The sequence below is a fragment of the Alicyclobacillus acidocaldarius subsp. acidocaldarius Tc-4-1 genome, assembly GCF_000219875.1.
In the GTDB taxonomy this organism is placed as follows: domain Bacteria; phylum Bacillota; class Bacilli; order Alicyclobacillales; family Alicyclobacillaceae; genus Alicyclobacillus; species Alicyclobacillus acidocaldarius_A.
In genome coordinates this window covers 1,238,780-1,254,909 of the sequence record NC_017167.1, presented here as the reverse complement: position 1 = coordinate 1,254,909, position 16,130 = coordinate 1,238,780, and the positions used below count along the sequence as shown (strand labels likewise).

Genomic DNA, 16,130 nt, shown 5'->3' with positions numbered 1-16,130 from the left:
CGACAGCTGTTGTGGCAACCGAGTGCGAAGAGGCGATCCCCATCCACTCTTCCTCCGGTTTCTCCTCTCCCAGAACGCGTCAGTCGTGCTGACGCAGGGCCTCGCGCAAACCCGGGCGCGGGGCCCGTTTCATTTCCGGACCTGCCCTTGCTCCGCATGCCCAGGTGCGCGTCCGCTATAATCGTCCTAGGCACCTTTTCTGCACGTAGAGCCTTGGAGGACGGAGGAGATGGCGTTGTCACCCAACAACCCCTCGATTCGCCAGCAAGTAGCCCAGCTGGGCCGAGGTCTCTCCGCATCGGCCGCGCTCGCGCAGTGGCTTGCCGCGATTGAACGCGAAAACGGACGGCTGAACGCACTTCTGTGCGTGGCGACCGAGACATGCCGCCAACAGGCGAGTGCCATCGACCAACTGGCGGCGCGATTTCCCGAAGGACTGGGTCCGCTCGCGGGCATCCCCATCAGCGTCAAAGACCTTATCGACACCTCGTTTCTCCCGACGACGTACGGGCATGGCCGGTTCCGAGAACACGTGCCGGAACGCACTGCCGTGTGCGTGGCGAGGCTCCAGCGCGCGCACGCCCTTATCATTGGGAAAGCCCACCTGCATGAATTCGCATTTGGCGTGACCAATGAGAATCCGCACTTCGGGCCTGCGCGCAACCCACGCGACCTGAGTCGGATCACCGGCGGCTCCAGCGGCGGCAGCGCCGCTTCGGTCGCGGGTGGCTTGGCGCAAGCCAGCGTGGGTACCGACACCGGCGGCAGCGTCCGCATTCCGGCCGCGCTGACGGGGTGCGTCGGATTCAAGCCGTCGTACGGCCTCATCCCAACGGACGGCGTGCTCCCGCTCGCCCCAACGCTCGATCACGTCGGTGCACTTGCGAACTCCGTCGAAGATGCGGCCATCGTGACCGCCGTCATGGCAGGCCTCGATCCCGACTCCTGGCTTTCGCCTGCGCCACCAGCCGGGCGCCTACGCGCAGCAGTCGTCCCGGGCTTGGTCAAGCGATTTGCGTCACCCGAGGTGTCCGCGTGGTTTGAGGGGCTCATCCACCTCCTCCAAAGCCGCGGCACCATCGACATCGCGGGGTCCATCGAGCTGGATGCGGACGAGATCGCCCGCCATCAGGCGAACATCCTGGGCGCGGAAGCGTATGCGACGCATCGAGCGTGGCTCGTCGATCACAAAGACGCGTACGGCGAGGACGTCCGGGAGCGCCTGGAAGAGGGCGCGCGCGTGGACACGGCCTCCTACGCGGAGAGTCTGCGCTTTCGAGCCCGTTTCCGGCATTTCATTCGGGACATGTTCGCTCAGTACGACTGCATCCTTCTTCCAGTGACGCCCATTCCGGCGACGCGCATGGGGGAAAACTCGGTGTGGATCCATGGGGAAGAGCGCGCCGTTCGGCCGCTCCTCACGCGATTCACGAATCCGTGGAATTTATCGGGGGCGCCGGCCATCTCGATCCCGGCCGGCCAAGTGTCGGGCTTGCCGATGGGGCTTCAGATTGTGGGAAAACCTGGAGGCGACGCCCGACTCCTTCGCATCGCCCGCCGGATTGAGGCGGACATCGCCTCCCACCTGCCATAAGAAAGGCGCCGTCAGCGGGTGCCAGTGACGGCGCCCGCGACGACGCTGAACGACTGCAAGACTCGCTCGTAGTGACCGAGCAGTTGCTTACTTGGCCCCTCCCAGTCCAGCTGCTCCGCGATGGCCAGGCCCCGCTGCCTGACCGCCTCTCGCCTCGCCTCGTCGCGCATCACGAGATCGACGGTCGCAATAACGGACTCGGTGGAATCGGGATCGAAGATCAACCCGGCTCGGCCGTCCTCCAGGACCTCGCGCGTAGGGGGACTATCCGCCGCCACGATGGGAAGTCCGGCCGCCATCGCCTCAAACAAGACCAGCCCGAGCGTCTCCGTGGTCGACGGAAACAAGAATGCGTCCGCGGCGCGATACGCCTGCGCCAGCTCCTCCCCATGGAGGTATCCGGTGAAGTGGGTCCGCGTCCCGGCGAACACGCGCTCGAGTTCGGGGCGGTGCGGGCCGTCGCCGACGATGGCGAGATGAAGGTCCGGGATGGCGTCCAAGACCGGGCGCATGCGCTCAATGTTCTTTTCGGACGCCAAGCGTCCGACGTACAGCAGGACGCGATCTCCCGGCTTCGCTTCGGGCGCTAGGCGACGGCGCATCTCCTCACTGTACGGAGCGTTTCGGAACAGCTCGACGTCCACGCCGCGCTCCCAGAGTTCCAGATTCTGAAACCCCTGGCGTTCCAGTTCTCGCAGCGTCGCGCGCGACGTGGCGAGATTCAGGTGAGCCCGATTGTGCAGCGTTCGAAAATACCACCACAAGAGAGGTTCGAGAAACTCCAACTTGTAGTGGCGAGCGTAGGCCGGTACGTTGGTGTGATACGACGCCACCAGCGGCAGATGAGACTTCCACGCGTAGTAGATGCCTCCGATGCCGAGGAATGCCGGATTCACCACGTGAATGAGGTCTGGCCGAAACGCCCGCAAATGCTTACCGATGCGCGGCAGCGGCAGGGAATACCGCTTTTCCGGATACAGGATAAACGGCATCGCAGGGATCCCGACGATGGTTGCGGAAGCGTAGGTCTCCGGCGATCCTGACGGGGCGAATAACAGCACCTCGTGGCCCTCTCGCTCCAGATATTTCAGCGTGGCACAGAGCCTCGTGACGATCCCGTCGGTCGACGGCAGAAACGTCTCCGTAAACATCGCGATCCTCATGCTCACCGTTACCTCCAGGTCACTTTCGGGCGGATCACGTCAAAATCGACGCGATGGCGATAGCGCTCGGCGGTCTGAATGAGCTCGCGAATGAGCTCGTCCGAGAGATAGTGCGGCTTCAGGCCGAGGTCGAGCAGCTTCGTGTGGACAGCGTTGTAGTAATGCTCCTCCTTCTCGACGCGCGGATTCGGCAGATGCTCGATCTCCGCATCGAGGCCCATCTCGCGGGCCACCTTCTGCACGCGCTCGGCCAGTTGGAGGACGGAGAACTGCTCCGTGAACTGGTTGAAGACGCGGAATTCACCGCGATCCGCAGGATGAAGCGCCGCGAGCTCAATGCACTGCAGTGTGTCCCGAATGTCCAGGAACGCGCGCGTCTGTCCGCCTTTCCCGTAGACCGTAAGCGGATGACCGACCGCAGCCTGCACGCAGAACCGGTTGAGCGCGGTCCCAAACACGCCGTCGTAGTCGACGCGGTTGTACAGCCTTTCGTCGCGGCGCGTCTCGTCCGTCCAGAGTCCGTACACGACGCCCTGGTTGAGGTCCGTGGCGCGAATGCCCCACGCCTTGCAGGTAAACATGATGTTGTGGCTGTCGTGTACCTTCGAAAGGTGATAGAACGAGAAGGGCTGCTTCGGATAGGGCAGGACGTCCTCGCGCCCCTTGTGCTGAATCCGAATGTATCCCTCTTCGATGTCGATGTTGGGGGTTCCGTACTCGCCCATTGTACCCAATTTGATGAGGTGGCAGTCGGGTACCGTCTCTTTGATGGCAAAGAGGACGTTGAGCGTGCCCACCACGTTGTTCACCTGCGTGAACACGGCGTGGTCGCGGTCAATCATCGAGTACGGAGCCGAGCGCTGCTCGGCAAAGTGGACAAACGCCTCCGGCTCGAAGTCCTCGAAGACGTGGCGAACAAACTCGTAATCTTGCAGGTCGCCATAATACAGCTTGATGTCTTTGCCCGAAATTTCTTTCCAAGCCGCCAGACGTTCCTGAATGGTGGCGATGGGCGTCAGCGAGCGGGTCCCGAGTTCTTTGTCCCACTCGCGGCGGATGCAGTTGTCCACGATGGCCACTTCATGACCGCGCTCGGAGAAATGGAGCGCCGTCGGCCATCCACAAAACCCGTCACCGCCAGCAATGATAATCTTCACGTTATGTCTTCACCCCAACATTCCGATAGCACTACTGACTTCACTACCAATGTACAAGTTTTCGATCCGTGCAGCAAGTACGAGGTTCTTCCTAACCATTTCACTCCATGGATACTATTGCTAGACTTTGTCCCATCCGCACGTGATCGCCGACTTCCACCGACCACTCGAGGCCCCAGGACGGAGGGAAAAGCACAAGGACGGTTGACCCGAGCGCGAAGTGTCCAATTTCCTCGCCCCGGCGATAGGCTTGGCCCGGGATGAGCTTGAGCCGTCGCCCCCGGCTCACGGCGTATCGTAGGCGGATAGTCCCCACCCCGCAGGCGCCAACCATGACCATGGCAAAAGGCCCTAGAGGAGAGGAAAAGCGCGTCACGACCCGTTCATTTCTCGCGAGAAGACCTGGAATGACGCGCGTAGACGCGGGGTTGACCGGAAACAGCGTGCCCGGAATTCGCCACACGCGTTCTGGCGCGCAGTCCACCGGCGCGTGAATGCGATGATAATCGCGGGGGCTTAAATACACCGTGACGACGTATCCGCCCGATAACTCGTCCGCAAGGCGGTCATCCTGAACCAACTGGGCGAGATCGAACAGGGCCCCTTTCACCCAAAGGTGACCCTGCAAGCGGCCAACCTCCCGCACGAGCCCGTCCGTCGGCGACGTAACCCCGTCCCCGATGGGGCGTGCTCCGTGGCGAAGTTTCCGAGCAAAAAACTCGCCGAGGGTATGGTAGTCAGACAAGTCTCCCGCAATGTCGCAAAGCTCAACGTTGTAATGGCGAATGAACCACGGAATGGCCCGGCGACTGATCCCGGAGTCGACAAAACGCCGAAGACAAAAGGTGTACGCGCGCTTCGGAAAGGCGTACAAGGCCGCTCTCGTTATACGAATATGCCATCCCGCCTCTCACATGCATTGCAGGGTCAAGTCTCATTATAGTGCGCGGGGTGGCGTTTTCATCACGCGACGAGGGTTGGCTTGCGCCAACCCTCGTCGAACCTTATTCAGTGACCAGCAAGCTGCTGCTCGGCGTAAGCCACCAGGCGCTTCGTGATCTCGCCGCCCACAGAGCCGTTCTGGCGAGCGGTCGTGTCGGGGCCCAGCTGAACGCCGAACTCCGTCGCGATTTCGTACTTCATCTGATCCAGCGCGCGGTTGGCGCCCTGCACGAGCACCTTGTTGCTTCCGTTCTGGTTTGCCATCACCCTTCACCTCCCCCTGGTGTACCGTAGTATGTTCGGGGGAGGTGGAATTATAGATGTCACTTCGATCCACCCATGGTGGCCATCAGTCTCGATACGAAACCTTGTCCATGGCCTCCTTCAGCGCGTGACGCAGACCTTCGGCCCACGGGGCGTACCAAAAATCGTCCCGCCTGAGGAGCGCCAGCGCCTCTTCCCTTGCAACCTCCATGATCCGGTAATCGCGGGCGAGATCGCCCAACGCGAACTCCGGAAGACCGCTCTGCCTCAGGCCGAACAGCTCCCCAGGCCCGCGCAACTCGAGATCCCGCTCCGCGATCTCAAACCCGTCGTTCGTCTGCAGCATGGTCTCGATTCGCGCGCGCGCCGCCTCGGACGATGCGTCGTGAATGAGCAGGCAGTAACTCGGATGAGGCCCTCGCCCGACTCTCCCGCGAAGTTGATGCAATTGCGCCAAACCGAAGCGCTCCGCGCCATAGATGGCCATCACGGTGGCATTGGGCACGTCGATGCCGACCTCGATCACGGTCGTCGCGACGAGCGCGTGGATGTCGCCGTCGCGAAACGCGCGCATCATGCGCTCTTTATCCGCACTTGACATCCGGCCGTGCAGGAGCTCCACGCGAAATCCCGCCAGGTACTCGCGCACGCGCTCGTACAACTGGGTGACGGACGCCACGTCGTCGCGTTCCGACGACTCGATGGCCGGCGCGACGATGTAGGCTTGGCGCCCGCGCGCCAACTCTTTGCGGATGAGGCGAAGAGCGGTTTCCTCGTCTTCGGACGGGACCGCAAGGGTCTGAATGGGCTTCCGGCCCTTTGGCAACTCGTTCAGGACGGACACGTCCATGTCACCGTAGATGGCGAGCGCGAGCGTCCGCGGAATCGGCGTCGCCGACAACATGAGGACGTCCGGCGCCCGGCCCTTCTCTCGCAGCCTCGCGCGCTGCGCGACGCCGAAGCGATGCTGTTCATCGGTGACGAGCAGGGCGAGATCGCGAAACTCGACTCCCTCGGACAAGAGAGCGTGCGTACCGACGGCCAGCGATACGTCCCCGGAAGCGAGGCCTGCCAGCACGCGATCCCGCTCGCGTCCCGTCACGGAACCCGTCAAAAGCTCGACGCGAACGCCGGCAGGGCCGAGCAACTGGTGTGCGAGCCTCGCGTGCTGCTCGGCGAGGATTTCAGTGGGCGCCATGAGCGCAGACTGCCCGCGCGCGAGGTGGACCGCAAAGCAGGCAAAAAGGGCCACCCACGTCTTGCCCGATCCGACGTCCCCTTGAATCAGGCGCGTCATCGGAACGGGGCGCTGAAGATCGCGCAGAATGTCCTCGCACGCGCGCCGCTGCGCGTTCGTCATCGGAACAGGCAAGAGGGCCTCGAACGCGTTCAGCGCGTCACTCGGCACGGGCTGCGCGCGCCCTGCGGGCTCCTCGCGCTTTGCGCGAAGCCACTGGAGCTGAATTTGAAACAAAAGAAACTCTTCAAACACGAGCCGCCGACGGGCCTGACGGACGTCCTCGAGCGATTGGGGACGGTGGATGCCGACGAGCGCATCTCGATGCGTCCAAAGCCGGTACTTGCGCATGAGCGCGTACGGCAGTGACTCCTGAATGTCTTCCGCGTAGTGTTCCAGGGCCTTCAAGATCAGTTGATGGATGGCCTTCGTCGACAGATCTTTGTTTGCGCGGTATACCGGCACTAGCGCAGGTGCGTGGGTCCCGACCTCAAACGATGTCTCGTTGACGACTAAGCGGCGCAGCGCTTCGTTCCATTTGCCTGTCACCACAATGAACCGCCCGTCGGACAGCTTGGAACGCAAGTAATGTTGGGAAAACCACAGGCACACGACCGGGTGCTGGCCGTCTACGCGCACGCGCGCCGTCATGATGGACTTCGAACCGCGCCACCTCACTTGCACGGGGCCTTCGACGACAGCCCGCGCTGTGACGCGATCGCCATCGCGCCAGTCGGGAAACGGCTTCTCCGCTCGCTCGTCATATCGAAACGGATACGTGTGCAACAAGTCGTCGACCGTTCGGATGCCGAGCGCTTCGAGTGCTCGCTCCTTCTGCGGGCCTACACCCGGCAGCGCGCGCACGGACAGCGATTTGAGCGACAATGCGCTGCCCTCCCTGTGTGAACGCCGCCCACGGCGGCACGACTCTGCCTCATTGTACTATAGTACTATACCCAGAAAGGCGCCTGGAAGGACGGTTGCGGGATTCTCGGCGAATATGCTAAGCTAGGCGAGGTTCATCACGCAGAAGCCCATGCGTGAGGTTTCCGATTCATACACTTTGAGGGAACGGAGGTGCTCGCATGGCTCGCCGTTGCGAAGTGTGTGGCCGGGGTCCGCAAGTCGGCAACAAAATCAGCCACTCTCACATTCTTACGAAGCGGCGCTGGTATCCGAATTTGCAGAACGTGCGCGCCGTCGTCGACGGCTCCGTGAAGCGCATCCGCGTCTGCACCCGCTGCCTCAAGGCAGGTAAGGTGAAGCGCGCCATCTGAACAAGAAAAAAGCACCTTTGAGGTGCTTTTTTCTTTGTATGGATGGTTTCGCATGAGTGCTCTTGCGTCTCGCTTCATTCGTCCTTCGTAAATGTGCTGAGCACAGCCTTCACAATTCCACCCAGGAAGCGCGGCAATTTGATGGTGTAGACCTTCACGACCTCTACCCCCCTCGAACAACCTGCGCCATTGTCGGAGCGGAGTCTGACCCGCCGCAAGTCCCGCTCTGCCTCGAGGGCATAGGCGTCTGTCGCTAGCTATGTATATGCGCCCCCTGTCGAAATGTGCCAGGACGAGCTCGCGAATTCATTTCACTCGCCAAGCGCCGCGCGCAGGGCCTCAATCGCGCGTGCGCGATTGGGTTGATCAAACACGGCTGACCCTGCTACAAACACATCGGCACCCGCGTCTCTCGCCTGACGGATGGTTCCCGCGTGAATGCCTCCATCCACTTCCACGTGCACGTCCTGACGGCCAGCGTCGTCCAACATGCGGCGAATTTCCGCGACCTTGGCCAGCGTGCTCGGCACGAGCGATTGCCCTCCAAAGCCGGGATTCACCGTCATGACGAGGACGAGATCGACATCGGCGAGAAGGTACGACAACCCATCCGGAGACGTGCCCGGATTGAGCGCTAAACCTGCCTTGCGGCCAGACTCGCGGATCATCTGCAGCGCGCGATGCACGTGCGGCGTCGCTTCGTAGTGCACGGTCAGGATGTCGGCGCCGGCATCGACAAAGGCCGCGATCCATCGCTCGGGCGATTCGACCATCAGGTGCACGTCGAACGTCGCTTGCACATGGCGCCGCAGGGCCTTGACGACGAGAGGGCCAAGGGTGAGATTGGGCACAAAGTGACCATCCATCACATCAATATGTATCCAATCGCACCCAGCCTGGATGACCTCGTCAACCTCGTCGCGCAGCCGAGCAAAGTCTGACGATAGAATCGAAGGAGCAATCACCGGTGTCTTCATCAGTACGCGTTCAACTCCTGTTCACGCGCTTCCTCATACAGCTGCCTGTAGGACATGTAGCGGATGGCAGGAATATCGCCTTCCTCCACCGCCCGCTTCACCGCACAGTTGTCCTCATCCAGGTGAAGGCAATCTCGATAGGCGCATTCCTGCGCCAAAGGCCGAAACTCCGGAAAATGGAGTCTCACCTCGCGCGACGCCACCGGCACCTGAAGCTGGCTGAACCCCGGCGCGTCTGCCATCCACGTGACGTCGTCCAGCCGCACCAGTTCCACGTGACGCGTGGTCTGCCGTCCTCTGCCAATTTTCTCACTCACCTCGCCGGTCTTGAACGAGATCCCCGGCGCAAGGGCGTTGGCCAGCGTGGACTTGCCTGCACCAGACGGCCCCGCGAGAACCGTCACACGGCCCTGAAGGCGCGCTCGGAGTAGGCTTACCCCCTCGCCCTGTTTGGCCGCCACGGCGACGGCTTCGTAGCCCAGGCGGCGGTACAGTTCGACCGTCGCGGCCGCGCGCTCCGGAGATACCAAATCCGCCTTTGTGAACGCAATGGTCGGTTCCACGCCCGCGACGCTGGCCTGAAGTAGGGTTTTGTCGAGCATGTAAAAGCTCAGGTCAGGCGTCACAAAGGAACACGCGACGACGACGTGATCGACGTTGGCAATGGGGGGACGGATGAGCCCGGTCCGGCGTGGAAGCACCTCGCGAATGATGCCCTCCTGCGCCCCGACGGGCTCGTAGCGGACGAAATCCCCCACCAAGACAGTCGTACCCTTGACCTTGAACACGCCGCGCGCACGGCAACGGCGGACCTGACCATCGTCGAACACGTCAAAAAATCCGCTGATGGCGCGAATGACACGCCCTTCTCTCACCGCGCACCTCCTCAATGCCCTTTATGCTTCAGATGACCAGGCGCCGCTTTGCCTGGCGGCTGCGGTTGGGGCGCTGACTGGGCCGTGGGTTGGGTAGCGTTTCCGGTATCCCCCGCGGAACTGTCGCCGGCCGCGCTGTTGGTACTGCCATTGCCCACCCCTGCCGCGTTTCCGAGGTCGTTTTGCGATCCGCCGTTCGCCGCGTTGCCTGTGTCGTTCCCCGTCCCATTAGACGGCGGGATGGAGGCAGGGTTCGGCACGACATACAGATTGATGGTCGATCCGACGGGCACGCGATCCCCCTGGATATACGGGTACGCATAGGAAACGAGCGGATTCTGGTTGACGAGATCGCTCGGCGTCACGGTGCCCAAGGTGAGGCCCGCCGCTTGAATGGCCGCCTCCGCCTGTTGAAGTGTAAGCCCCACGAGTTTCGGCACCGTGACGTATTGCTGCTGGCTCACCGTGAGGGTGATCTTCGACGTGATGGGAACCTGCGTCCCAGGCGCCGGATTGCTCGAGATCACGTCCCCCGACGGCACAGAAGTGCTCGTCTCCGTCTGAACGACAATGTTGTTGGCTGAAAATCCGGCGCTCACGAGCGCCTGCTTGGCCTGATCCAGCGGCTCATTGGTCACGTCCGGAACCGCCACCTTCGGCGCGCCCTGGCTGACGTAGAGCGTGATGTCTCGCGTCTTCTTCACCTGGGTGTTGCCCGCGGGTGACTGCTGATACACAATCCCAGATGCAGCCTTCAGATTGGGCTCAAACTTCTCCTGAATCTGTTGCCTAGAAAAACCTGCTGCCTCCAGCGTGGCCACGGCCGAGGCCACCGGCTTCCCGACGACGGACGGCAGTTCCACGTTCGGCACGGTGAGAAGCCTCGTCACAATCACGATGGCCGCGTAGCCGCCGAGGCCAAGCGCCGCCAGCGACAACACCACAATGCCTGCAATGAGACTCGCCCGTTTCCAGGGTGCCATCGGCGGTTTGGACGCGCGCGCTCCCTTGGCCCTCTCCCCGTCCGCCTTGGGCCTCCGCAGTTTCAGAGCCTCGCTCAGGCGATCCCCCATCGCAGGCACCACGATGGTCTTGTCGTCCATATCGCTAGGTGAGACGAACTTCGGGACATTGGGGCGCTCGAGCGCAGCGTCGAGATCGGCCATCACCGCGGCCATGTTGGGGTAACGGCCTTCCGGCTCCTTGACGAGACAGCGCAAAACGATGTTCTCCACGCTCTGCGGAATGTCTTTGTTCAGCTGGCGCGGTTCAACGAACGGCTCCCTGAGGTGCTTGAGCGCGACGCTCACGGGGGAGTCTCCCTCAAAGGGGAGTTTACCCGTCAGCATCTCGTACATGACGACCCCAAGGGAATAGATGTCACTTTTCGCGTCTGTGGGACCCCCTCTCGCCTGTTCGGGCGAAAAGTAGTGAACCGATCCCAACACCGTCGTCGCCTGGCGATGCGCAATGGTATGTCCGGTCGCGGCCCGGGCGATGCCGAAGTCCGCCACCTTGACCTGGCCGCTCTTCGTCAGGAGAATGTTGTGCGGCTTGATGTCGCGGTGAACCACGTGCAGCTCGTGCGCATGCTGCAAGGCCGAGCAGATCTGCTTGCTGATGCGGATCACTTCCTCGACCGGGAGCGGTGCGCGCTCGACGATCACGTCCTTCAACGTGGGACCGTCGACGTACTCCATCACGATGTATTGCTGGCCGTCCTCTACGCCCACATCGTACACATTGACGATGTTCGGATGGGAAAGGCGCGCAGCAGCCTGCGCCTCCTGACGAAAACGGCGAACGAACTCCTCGTCCACCGCGTATTGGCTGCGCAGCATCTTCACGGCCACCGTGCGATCGAGGAGCGTATCGATGGCGCGATACACTTCCGCCATGCCGCCTTCGCCGATTTTCTGCTCGAGACGGTAACGACCCCCGAGCGCGCGCGCCGTCATCCGATGGTATCCTCCTCTCGATGCACCGCGACAAGTGCGGTGACGTTGTCCGTCCCGCCCCGGTCGAGCGCAAGCTGGATCATCGCGTCCACGGCCGCGGACACGTCTTGCTTTGCACGTGCCTCACGCGCCTGTTCCAGGAACACTTTCAGTTCATCATCTTCCACCAAATTCGAAAGCCCGTCCGAACACAGAAGCAGGACATCGCCCTCCCGCCACGGCACCTCCGTCAGATCTGGAAGACTCACGGGCTCGGTGCCAAGGGACCTCGTCACAATATTGCGCTGCGGGTGATGCTTGGCTTCCGAGGCAGGCAGATGGCCTCGCCGCACCAGTTCGGCAACAAGGCTGTGATCTTCGGTGACCTGGCGGAACTCGCCGCCGGTCAACGCATACGCGCGGCTATCTCCTACGTGAGCCACCACCATCCTGTCCGCGAGGGCGAGCGCGCACACGATGGTAGTTCCCATGCCGGCGTATTCGGGCACTGCCGCCGCCTGCCTGTAAATCTCTTCGTTCGCGTCCGCGATGGCCGACGAAACGACCTCCCGCGGGTTCGCCTCAGCCGAGAGATGCCGTCCGACGTATTCACTCACCCGTTCCACGGCGATCCGGCTGGCCACATCCCCAGCCTGAGGTCCCCCCATGCCGTCGGCCACCACGAATAGGACGCCCACCGGCAAATCGTCCACAACCGCGTAGCCGTCCTGATTCATGGTGCGCACCAGCCCGATATGAGACTTCGCCGCGTAGATCATCTCAACACCTCGACTCCCGAACCGAGCTTCATTGAGCGTACGGGCCGCCTCAGGCTTGCCGGTTCGCGTATTGAGCGCGAAGCTGTCCACACGCCGCCGCGATGTCGTGTCCCATCTCGCGGCGAATGGTGGCGTTCACACCCGCATCCAACAGCGCGCGCCAAAATGCGAAGATCTGCTTCCTGTCCGTGCGGCGATAACCGCGCTCAGGCACATAGTTCACTGGAATCAGGTTGACGTGGCACGGTAAACCCTTCAGCAACGCCGCCAACTCTTGGGCGCACTCGAGGCTGTCGTTCTCGCCTGCCACCAGCGCGTATTCGAACGAGATTCGGCGTCCCGTTTTTCGATAGTAATCATGACATGCCTCCATCAACTTGGCAATCGGGTACGCCTTGTTCACGGGCATCATGCGCCCGCGGATGGCGTCGTTCGGCGCGTGTAGAGATACAGCCAGCGTGATTTGACGGCCTTCTTCCGCAAGGCGGCGAATGCCGGGCACCAGCCCGACGGTCGACACCGTGATGTGGCGCTGTCCGATGTTGAGACCGTGTTGGTTCGTGATGATGTCGATGAATCGCATAACTTGATCGTAGTTGTCCATCGGCTCACCGGAACCCATGACCACGACGGAGGACACGCGCTGCCCCACTTCGTCCAACAGCGCCTGGCTGTGCATCACCTGCTCCACCATCTCGCCCGCGGTCATGTGGCGGATCATGCCTCCGAGCGTGGACGCGCAGAACGTGCAGCCCATCTTGCACCCGACCTGAGACGACACACAGACGCTATTTCCGTAGTTGTGGCGCATCAACACCGATTCGACCGTGACGCCGTCCGGCCATGCGAGCAGAAATTTCGTCGTCGGATCCACCTTGGAATCCTGTCGCACGACCTGCTTGGCGGACCGCAGGTAAGCCATCTCGTTCAAACGTTGGCGAAGCGCCTTCGGGAGATTCGTCATCTCTTCAAACGACTTCGCCCGCTTCTGGTACATCCACTCGTACAATTGAACCGCGCGAAATGGCCGCTCGCCGAGTTCTTGCACCACCCAGTCGCGCAACTCCTCGAGCGTGAAATCATACAAATGGACCATCGTCTCACCTCCCTGGCGAAGCCGACCGTCAAATTCGGCGCAGGCGCGCCATGAAAAATCCGTCCGTCTCGTGCCAGTCCGGCCAAAGCAGGAAACCGGCCGTGCGCTCTCCCACACGAGTCGCCAGCGCCGGCGCCAAGTCGCCTCCGATGTCCTCGATGCGAACGCCCACGGCCGGATCGGACGCCACCTCTCGCACGACGGACTCATTCTCCTCGTTCAACAGTGTGCACGTCGAGTACACGACGCAGCCGCCGGACCGGACGATGGCACACGCGCGGCGCAGCAAGGACTGCTGAAGCTTCGCCAACTGCGCGACGTCCTCGGGGCGCCGCCGATATCGCAGATCCGGCCGACGGCGCATGACGCCAAGGCCTGTACAGGGCGCGTCCACGAGCGCCGCGTCGTACGGTTCCTCCGGTTCCACCTGCCGGCCATCGCCGAGCCTCGGGTGAATGCTTCGCAGGCCAAGTCGCTCCGCCTGTTGCCGGACGGCGCGGACCTTGGCCACGGTGACGTCATAGGCGTCGATCTCGCCGCGATCGCCCATCAGCTCGGCCAGATGCGTCGTCTTGCCGCCCGGCGCCGCGCACAGGTCCACCACGCGCATGCCAGGCTCCGAGCGAAGAAGCGGCGCCACGAGCATGGCTCCCTCGTCCTGAAGGGTCACGTAGCCGTCCTGATACGCCCGCAGGCGCGTCACGTCGACCTGCCCCCGCACTCGCAGGCCGTCCTCTGCCAGCGCGGCGGGCACCGCCATAGCGCCCTCCTGCGCCAGCCGAGCGACGGTCTCCTCGCGGGATTCGCGCAGGCGATTGGCGCGGAGCGACATCGGCGCCGGCTCATTCATCGAAGCGAGCGCGGCGAGAACTCTATCCGCCCCGTGATCGGCCACGAGCCGCTCCACAATCCAGGCCGGCACACTGTACATGACCGACCAGCGCTCGACGTCCTTCGCCCCCGCGAGGGCCTTCTTGAGCAAACTCTCCCACTCTTGCGCGCGCTCGGCGTATTGGCGAAGCACCGCGTTCACGAAGCCTGACGCCTGTGGTCGATGGCGCTTGGCGAGTTCGACCGCGTCGTTTGCCGCGGCATACGCCGGAACGCGGTCGAGCCAGGTCATCTGGTACGCGCTCATCCGCAAGATGACGCGCACCTCGGGATCCAGTTTCGCCAAGGGGCGGCGCACGAGCGGCGACAACAGTCGGTCGAGCGTAATCTGCCGGCGCAACGTCCCATAGGCGATTTCAGTGGCCAGCGCGCGGTCCCGTTCGTCCACGCCTGCGCCTGCGAGCGCCTCCTGGAGGGCGACGTTGAGGTACGCCCCGTCCCGTTCCACCCGGATGAGCGCCTGGTACGCGCGCCGCCTACCCTCAGCCATCATCCCTCGCGCCCCCCCTCATGCGCACGCCTTCTCCGCGCAGCCCGCGCCAAAACGCGCCCGCTGGCATCGCGCGGCGACCACTCGGCTTTAACTCGAGGATCTCGTAGATGCCCGCGCCGCACGACACCCAAACCACTTCGCCGCGCGGCTCGACCTCGCCGGGATCGCCGAAGGGCTCCATGTGCACGGGGCGGCCGGTGAGGATCTTCAGCTCCTCGCCCGTGGTGAGCGCGGCAGTCGCCCCCGGCACCGGCGCGAGCGCCCGCACCTGCCTGTCGATCTCGGCCGCGCTTTTTGTCCAGTCGATCCACTCGTCCTCGCGCGTCACCTTTTCGGCGTAGGTGACCCCTTCAGCCGGCTGGGGCACGGGCACAAGCTCGCCGGCGACATAAAGCGGGAGATACCGCTCGCACACCTCGCCGCCGAGCCGAGCCAATTTGTCGTGCAGCGAGCCGGCCGTGTCCGTCGGCTCGATGGTCACGCGCTCCTGCGCCAAAATGGGCCCCGCGTCGAGATCGCGCACCATTTCCATCAGCGTGATGCCGGTTTCCGCGTCGCCGGCCCAGATGGCGCGCTGGATGGGCGCCGCACCGCGCCAACGGGGGAGAAGGGACGCGTGCACGTTGACCGATCCGACGCGCGGAAGCCGCAGCAGCGCCTCGCTCAGGATCTTGCCGTACGCGGCCGTGATGATGAGATCCGGCGCGAAACGGCGGATGTCCTCCATCGCGTCTCGCAGGCGCTCGGGCTGCCAGACCGGAAGGCCGATTTCCAGCGCTCGCACTTTGACCGGAGGCGGCGCCAGCGTCCGGGATCGCCCGCGAGGCCTGTCTGGCTGCGTGATGACGACCACCTCGTAGCCCAAGCGGCAGAGCGCATCGAGGCTCGGCACCGCAAAATCCGGCGTCCCGCAAAACAGCGCTCGAACCGTCATCTCGACGACTCTCCGACCGGCTGGCGCTCGATTTCCTCGGGCCGCAGGTAGTCCGTGAACAGGATGCCGTCCAGGTGATCAATCTCGTGCTGCAGGCAGCGCGCCAGCAGATCTCGGCCCTCAATTTCAAAGAATTCGCCGTACCGGTTCTGCGCCCGCACCCGCACGTAGGCGGCGCGCTCCACCACGCCCGAGAGCCCCGGCAGAGAGAGACACGCCTCGCGCTCGCGCTGCACCCCGCTTCGCTCGATAATCTCCGGGTTGACAAGCTCAATCCAGGCGCGTTTCTGGAAGCTGTCCTCCTTCGGCTGCACGTCGATCACGACGAGGCGCTTGAGAATCCCAATCTGATTGGCCGCGAGGCCAATCCCGTCGGCGTCGTACATGGTCTCCGCCATGTCGTCGAGGAGCCGGTGAATGGCCGGGGTGAACTGCGTCACGACATGCGCCTTCTGCCGCAGCACCGGATCCTCCCCTTTGCGAATGATGCGAATGGCCATCGTTCATCCCCTCC

16 protein-coding genes are annotated in these 16,130 nt (G+C 63.1%); 2 read left to right on the top strand and 14 right to left on the bottom strand.

The window, feature by feature from the left end:
- The first annotated feature begins 229 nt into the window (after positions 1–229).
- Positions 230–1,594 (top strand): amidase, encoded by a 1,365-nt coding sequence (locus tag TC41_RS05835; RefSeq protein ID WP_014464084.1) that lies wholly within the window; start codon positions 230–232, stop codon positions 1,592–1,594.
- 11 nt (positions 1,595–1,605) lie between these two features.
- Here TC41_RS05835 and TC41_RS05830 read toward each other — a convergent pair whose 3' ends face one another.
- The 5 genes from TC41_RS05830 to recG form a co-directional block, all read right to left on the bottom strand.
- Complete coding sequence (locus TC41_RS05830; RefSeq protein ID WP_014464083.1) at positions 1,606–2,757, bottom strand: glycosyltransferase family 4 protein; 1,152 nt, start codon at positions 2,755–2,757, stop codon at positions 1,606–1,608.
- 8 nt (positions 2,758–2,765) lie between these two features.
- Positions 2,766–3,914, bottom strand: a complete 1,149-nt coding sequence (locus tag TC41_RS05825; RefSeq protein WP_014464082.1) for an NAD-dependent epimerase/dehydratase family protein — start codon at positions 3,912–3,914, stop codon at positions 2,766–2,768.
- Positions 3,915–4,014: 100 nt separating this feature from the next.
- A complete protein-coding gene (gene asd, locus TC41_RS05820; protein ID WP_237700044.1) occupies positions 4,015–4,659 on the bottom strand; it encodes an archaetidylserine decarboxylase in 645 nt (214 codons plus the stop codon).
- A 263-nt stretch (positions 4,660–4,922) separates the two neighbouring features.
- Positions 4,923–5,120 (bottom strand): alpha/beta-type small acid-soluble spore protein, encoded by a 198-nt coding sequence (locus tag TC41_RS05815; protein ID WP_008340515.1) that lies wholly within the window; start codon positions 5,118–5,120, stop codon positions 4,923–4,925.
- An 85-nt stretch (positions 5,121–5,205) separates the two neighbouring features.
- Positions 5,206–7,242, bottom strand: coding sequence for an ATP-dependent DNA helicase RecG (gene recG, locus TC41_RS05810; protein ID WP_014464079.1), 2,037 nt, complete (start codon positions 7,240–7,242; stop codon positions 5,206–5,208).
- A 200-nt stretch (positions 7,243–7,442) separates the two neighbouring features.
- On the opposite strand from recG, the gene rpmB reads away from it, so the two are divergent.
- Positions 7,443–7,634 carry a 50S ribosomal protein L28 gene (rpmB, locus tag TC41_RS05805; RefSeq protein WP_014464078.1) on the top strand — a complete coding sequence of 64 codons (192 nt, stop codon included), beginning with the start codon at positions 7,443–7,445 and terminating at the stop codon, positions 7,632–7,634.
- Between the two features lie 74 nt (positions 7,635–7,708).
- On the opposite strand, the gene spoVM is transcribed toward rpmB, so the two are convergent.
- The 9 genes from spoVM to def form a co-directional block, all read right to left on the bottom strand.
- Positions 7,709–7,792, bottom strand: a complete 84-nt coding sequence (gene spoVM, locus TC41_RS16200; RefSeq protein WP_035469379.1) for a stage V sporulation protein SpoVM — start codon at positions 7,790–7,792, stop codon at positions 7,709–7,711.
- A gap of 153 nt (positions 7,793–7,945) precedes the next feature.
- Positions 7,946–8,611 (bottom strand): ribulose-phosphate 3-epimerase, encoded by a 666-nt coding sequence (rpe, locus tag TC41_RS05795; RefSeq protein ID WP_041695101.1) that lies wholly within the window; start codon positions 8,609–8,611, stop codon positions 7,946–7,948.
- Entirely contained in the window at positions 8,611–9,486 is an 876-nt protein-coding gene (rsgA, locus tag TC41_RS05790; RefSeq protein WP_014464077.1) for a ribosome small subunit-dependent GTPase A, read from the bottom strand. The genes rpe and rsgA overlap by 1 nt, the downstream gene beginning before the upstream one ends.
- A gap of 11 nt (positions 9,487–9,497) precedes the next feature.
- Positions 9,498–11,444 (bottom strand): Stk1 family PASTA domain-containing Ser/Thr kinase, encoded by a 1,947-nt coding sequence (gene pknB / locus TC41_RS05785; protein ID WP_014464076.1) that lies wholly within the window; start codon positions 11,442–11,444, stop codon positions 9,498–9,500.
- Entirely contained in the window at positions 11,441–12,202 is a 762-nt protein-coding gene (locus TC41_RS05780; protein WP_014464075.1) for a Stp1/IreP family PP2C-type Ser/Thr phosphatase, read from the bottom strand. The genes pknB and TC41_RS05780 overlap by 4 nt, the downstream gene beginning before the upstream one ends.
- A gap of 49 nt (positions 12,203–12,251) precedes the next feature.
- Entirely contained in the window at positions 12,252–13,298 is a 1,047-nt protein-coding gene (gene rlmN / locus TC41_RS05775; protein ID WP_014464074.1) for a 23S rRNA (adenine(2503)-C(2))-methyltransferase RlmN, read from the bottom strand.
- A gap of 28 nt (positions 13,299–13,326) precedes the next feature.
- The gene (gene rsmB / locus TC41_RS05770; RefSeq protein WP_041695100.1) at positions 13,327–14,682 is read right to left on the bottom strand and encodes a 16S rRNA (cytosine(967)-C(5))-methyltransferase RsmB; all 1,356 of its coding nucleotides are present in this window, start codon (positions 14,680–14,682) and stop codon (positions 13,327–13,329) included.
- A complete protein-coding gene (fmt, locus tag TC41_RS05765) occupies positions 14,672–15,616 on the bottom strand; it encodes a methionyl-tRNA formyltransferase (protein ID WP_014464072.1) in 945 nt (314 codons plus the stop codon). Before fmt ends, rsmB begins: the two co-directional genes overlap by 11 nt.
- Positions 15,613–16,116: a peptide deformylase gene (def, locus tag TC41_RS05760; RefSeq protein ID WP_014464071.1), complete on the bottom strand. Its 504-nt coding sequence runs from the start codon at positions 16,114–16,116 to the stop codon at positions 15,613–15,615. The genes fmt and def overlap by 4 nt, the downstream gene beginning before the upstream one ends.
- Positions 16,117–16,130: the final 14 nt, after the last annotated feature.

Coding starts and splice junctions, on each gene's coding strand:
- TC41_RS05835 (WP_014464084.1), top strand. CDS start 230: ATGGCGTTGTCACCCAACAACCCCTCGATTCGCCAGCAAGTAGCCCAG.
- TC41_RS05830 (WP_014464083.1), bottom strand. CDS start 2,757: ATGAGGATCGCGATGTTTACGGAGACGTTTCTGCCGTCGACCGACGGG.
- TC41_RS05815 (WP_008340515.1), bottom strand. CDS start 5,120: ATGGCAAACCAGAACGGAAGCAACAAGGTGCTCGTGCAGGGCGCCAAC.
- rpmB (WP_014464078.1), top strand. CDS start 7,443: ATGGCTCGCCGTTGCGAAGTGTGTGGCCGGGGTCCGCAAGTCGGCAAC.
- rpe (WP_041695101.1), bottom strand. CDS start 8,611: ATGAAGACACCGGTGATTGCTCCTTCGATTCTATCGTCAGACTTTGCT.
- pknB (WP_014464076.1), bottom strand. CDS start 11,444: ATGACGGCGCGCGCGCTCGGGGGTCGTTACCGTCTCGAGCAGAAAATC.
- TC41_RS05780 (WP_014464075.1), bottom strand. CDS start 12,202: ATGATCTACGCGGCGAAGTCTCATATCGGGCTGGTGCGCACCATGAAT.
- rlmN (WP_014464074.1), bottom strand. CDS start 13,298: ATGGTCCATTTGTATGATTTCACGCTCGAGGAGTTGCGCGACTGGGTG.
- rsmB (WP_041695100.1), bottom strand. CDS start 14,682: ATGATGGCTGAGGGTAGGCGGCGCGCGTACCAGGCGCTCATCCGGGTG.
- fmt (WP_014464072.1), bottom strand. CDS start 15,616: ATGACGGTTCGAGCGCTGTTTTGCGGGACGCCGGATTTTGCGGTGCCG.
- def (WP_014464071.1), bottom strand. CDS start 16,116: ATGGCCATTCGCATCATTCGCAAAGGGGAGGATCCGGTGCTGCGGCAG.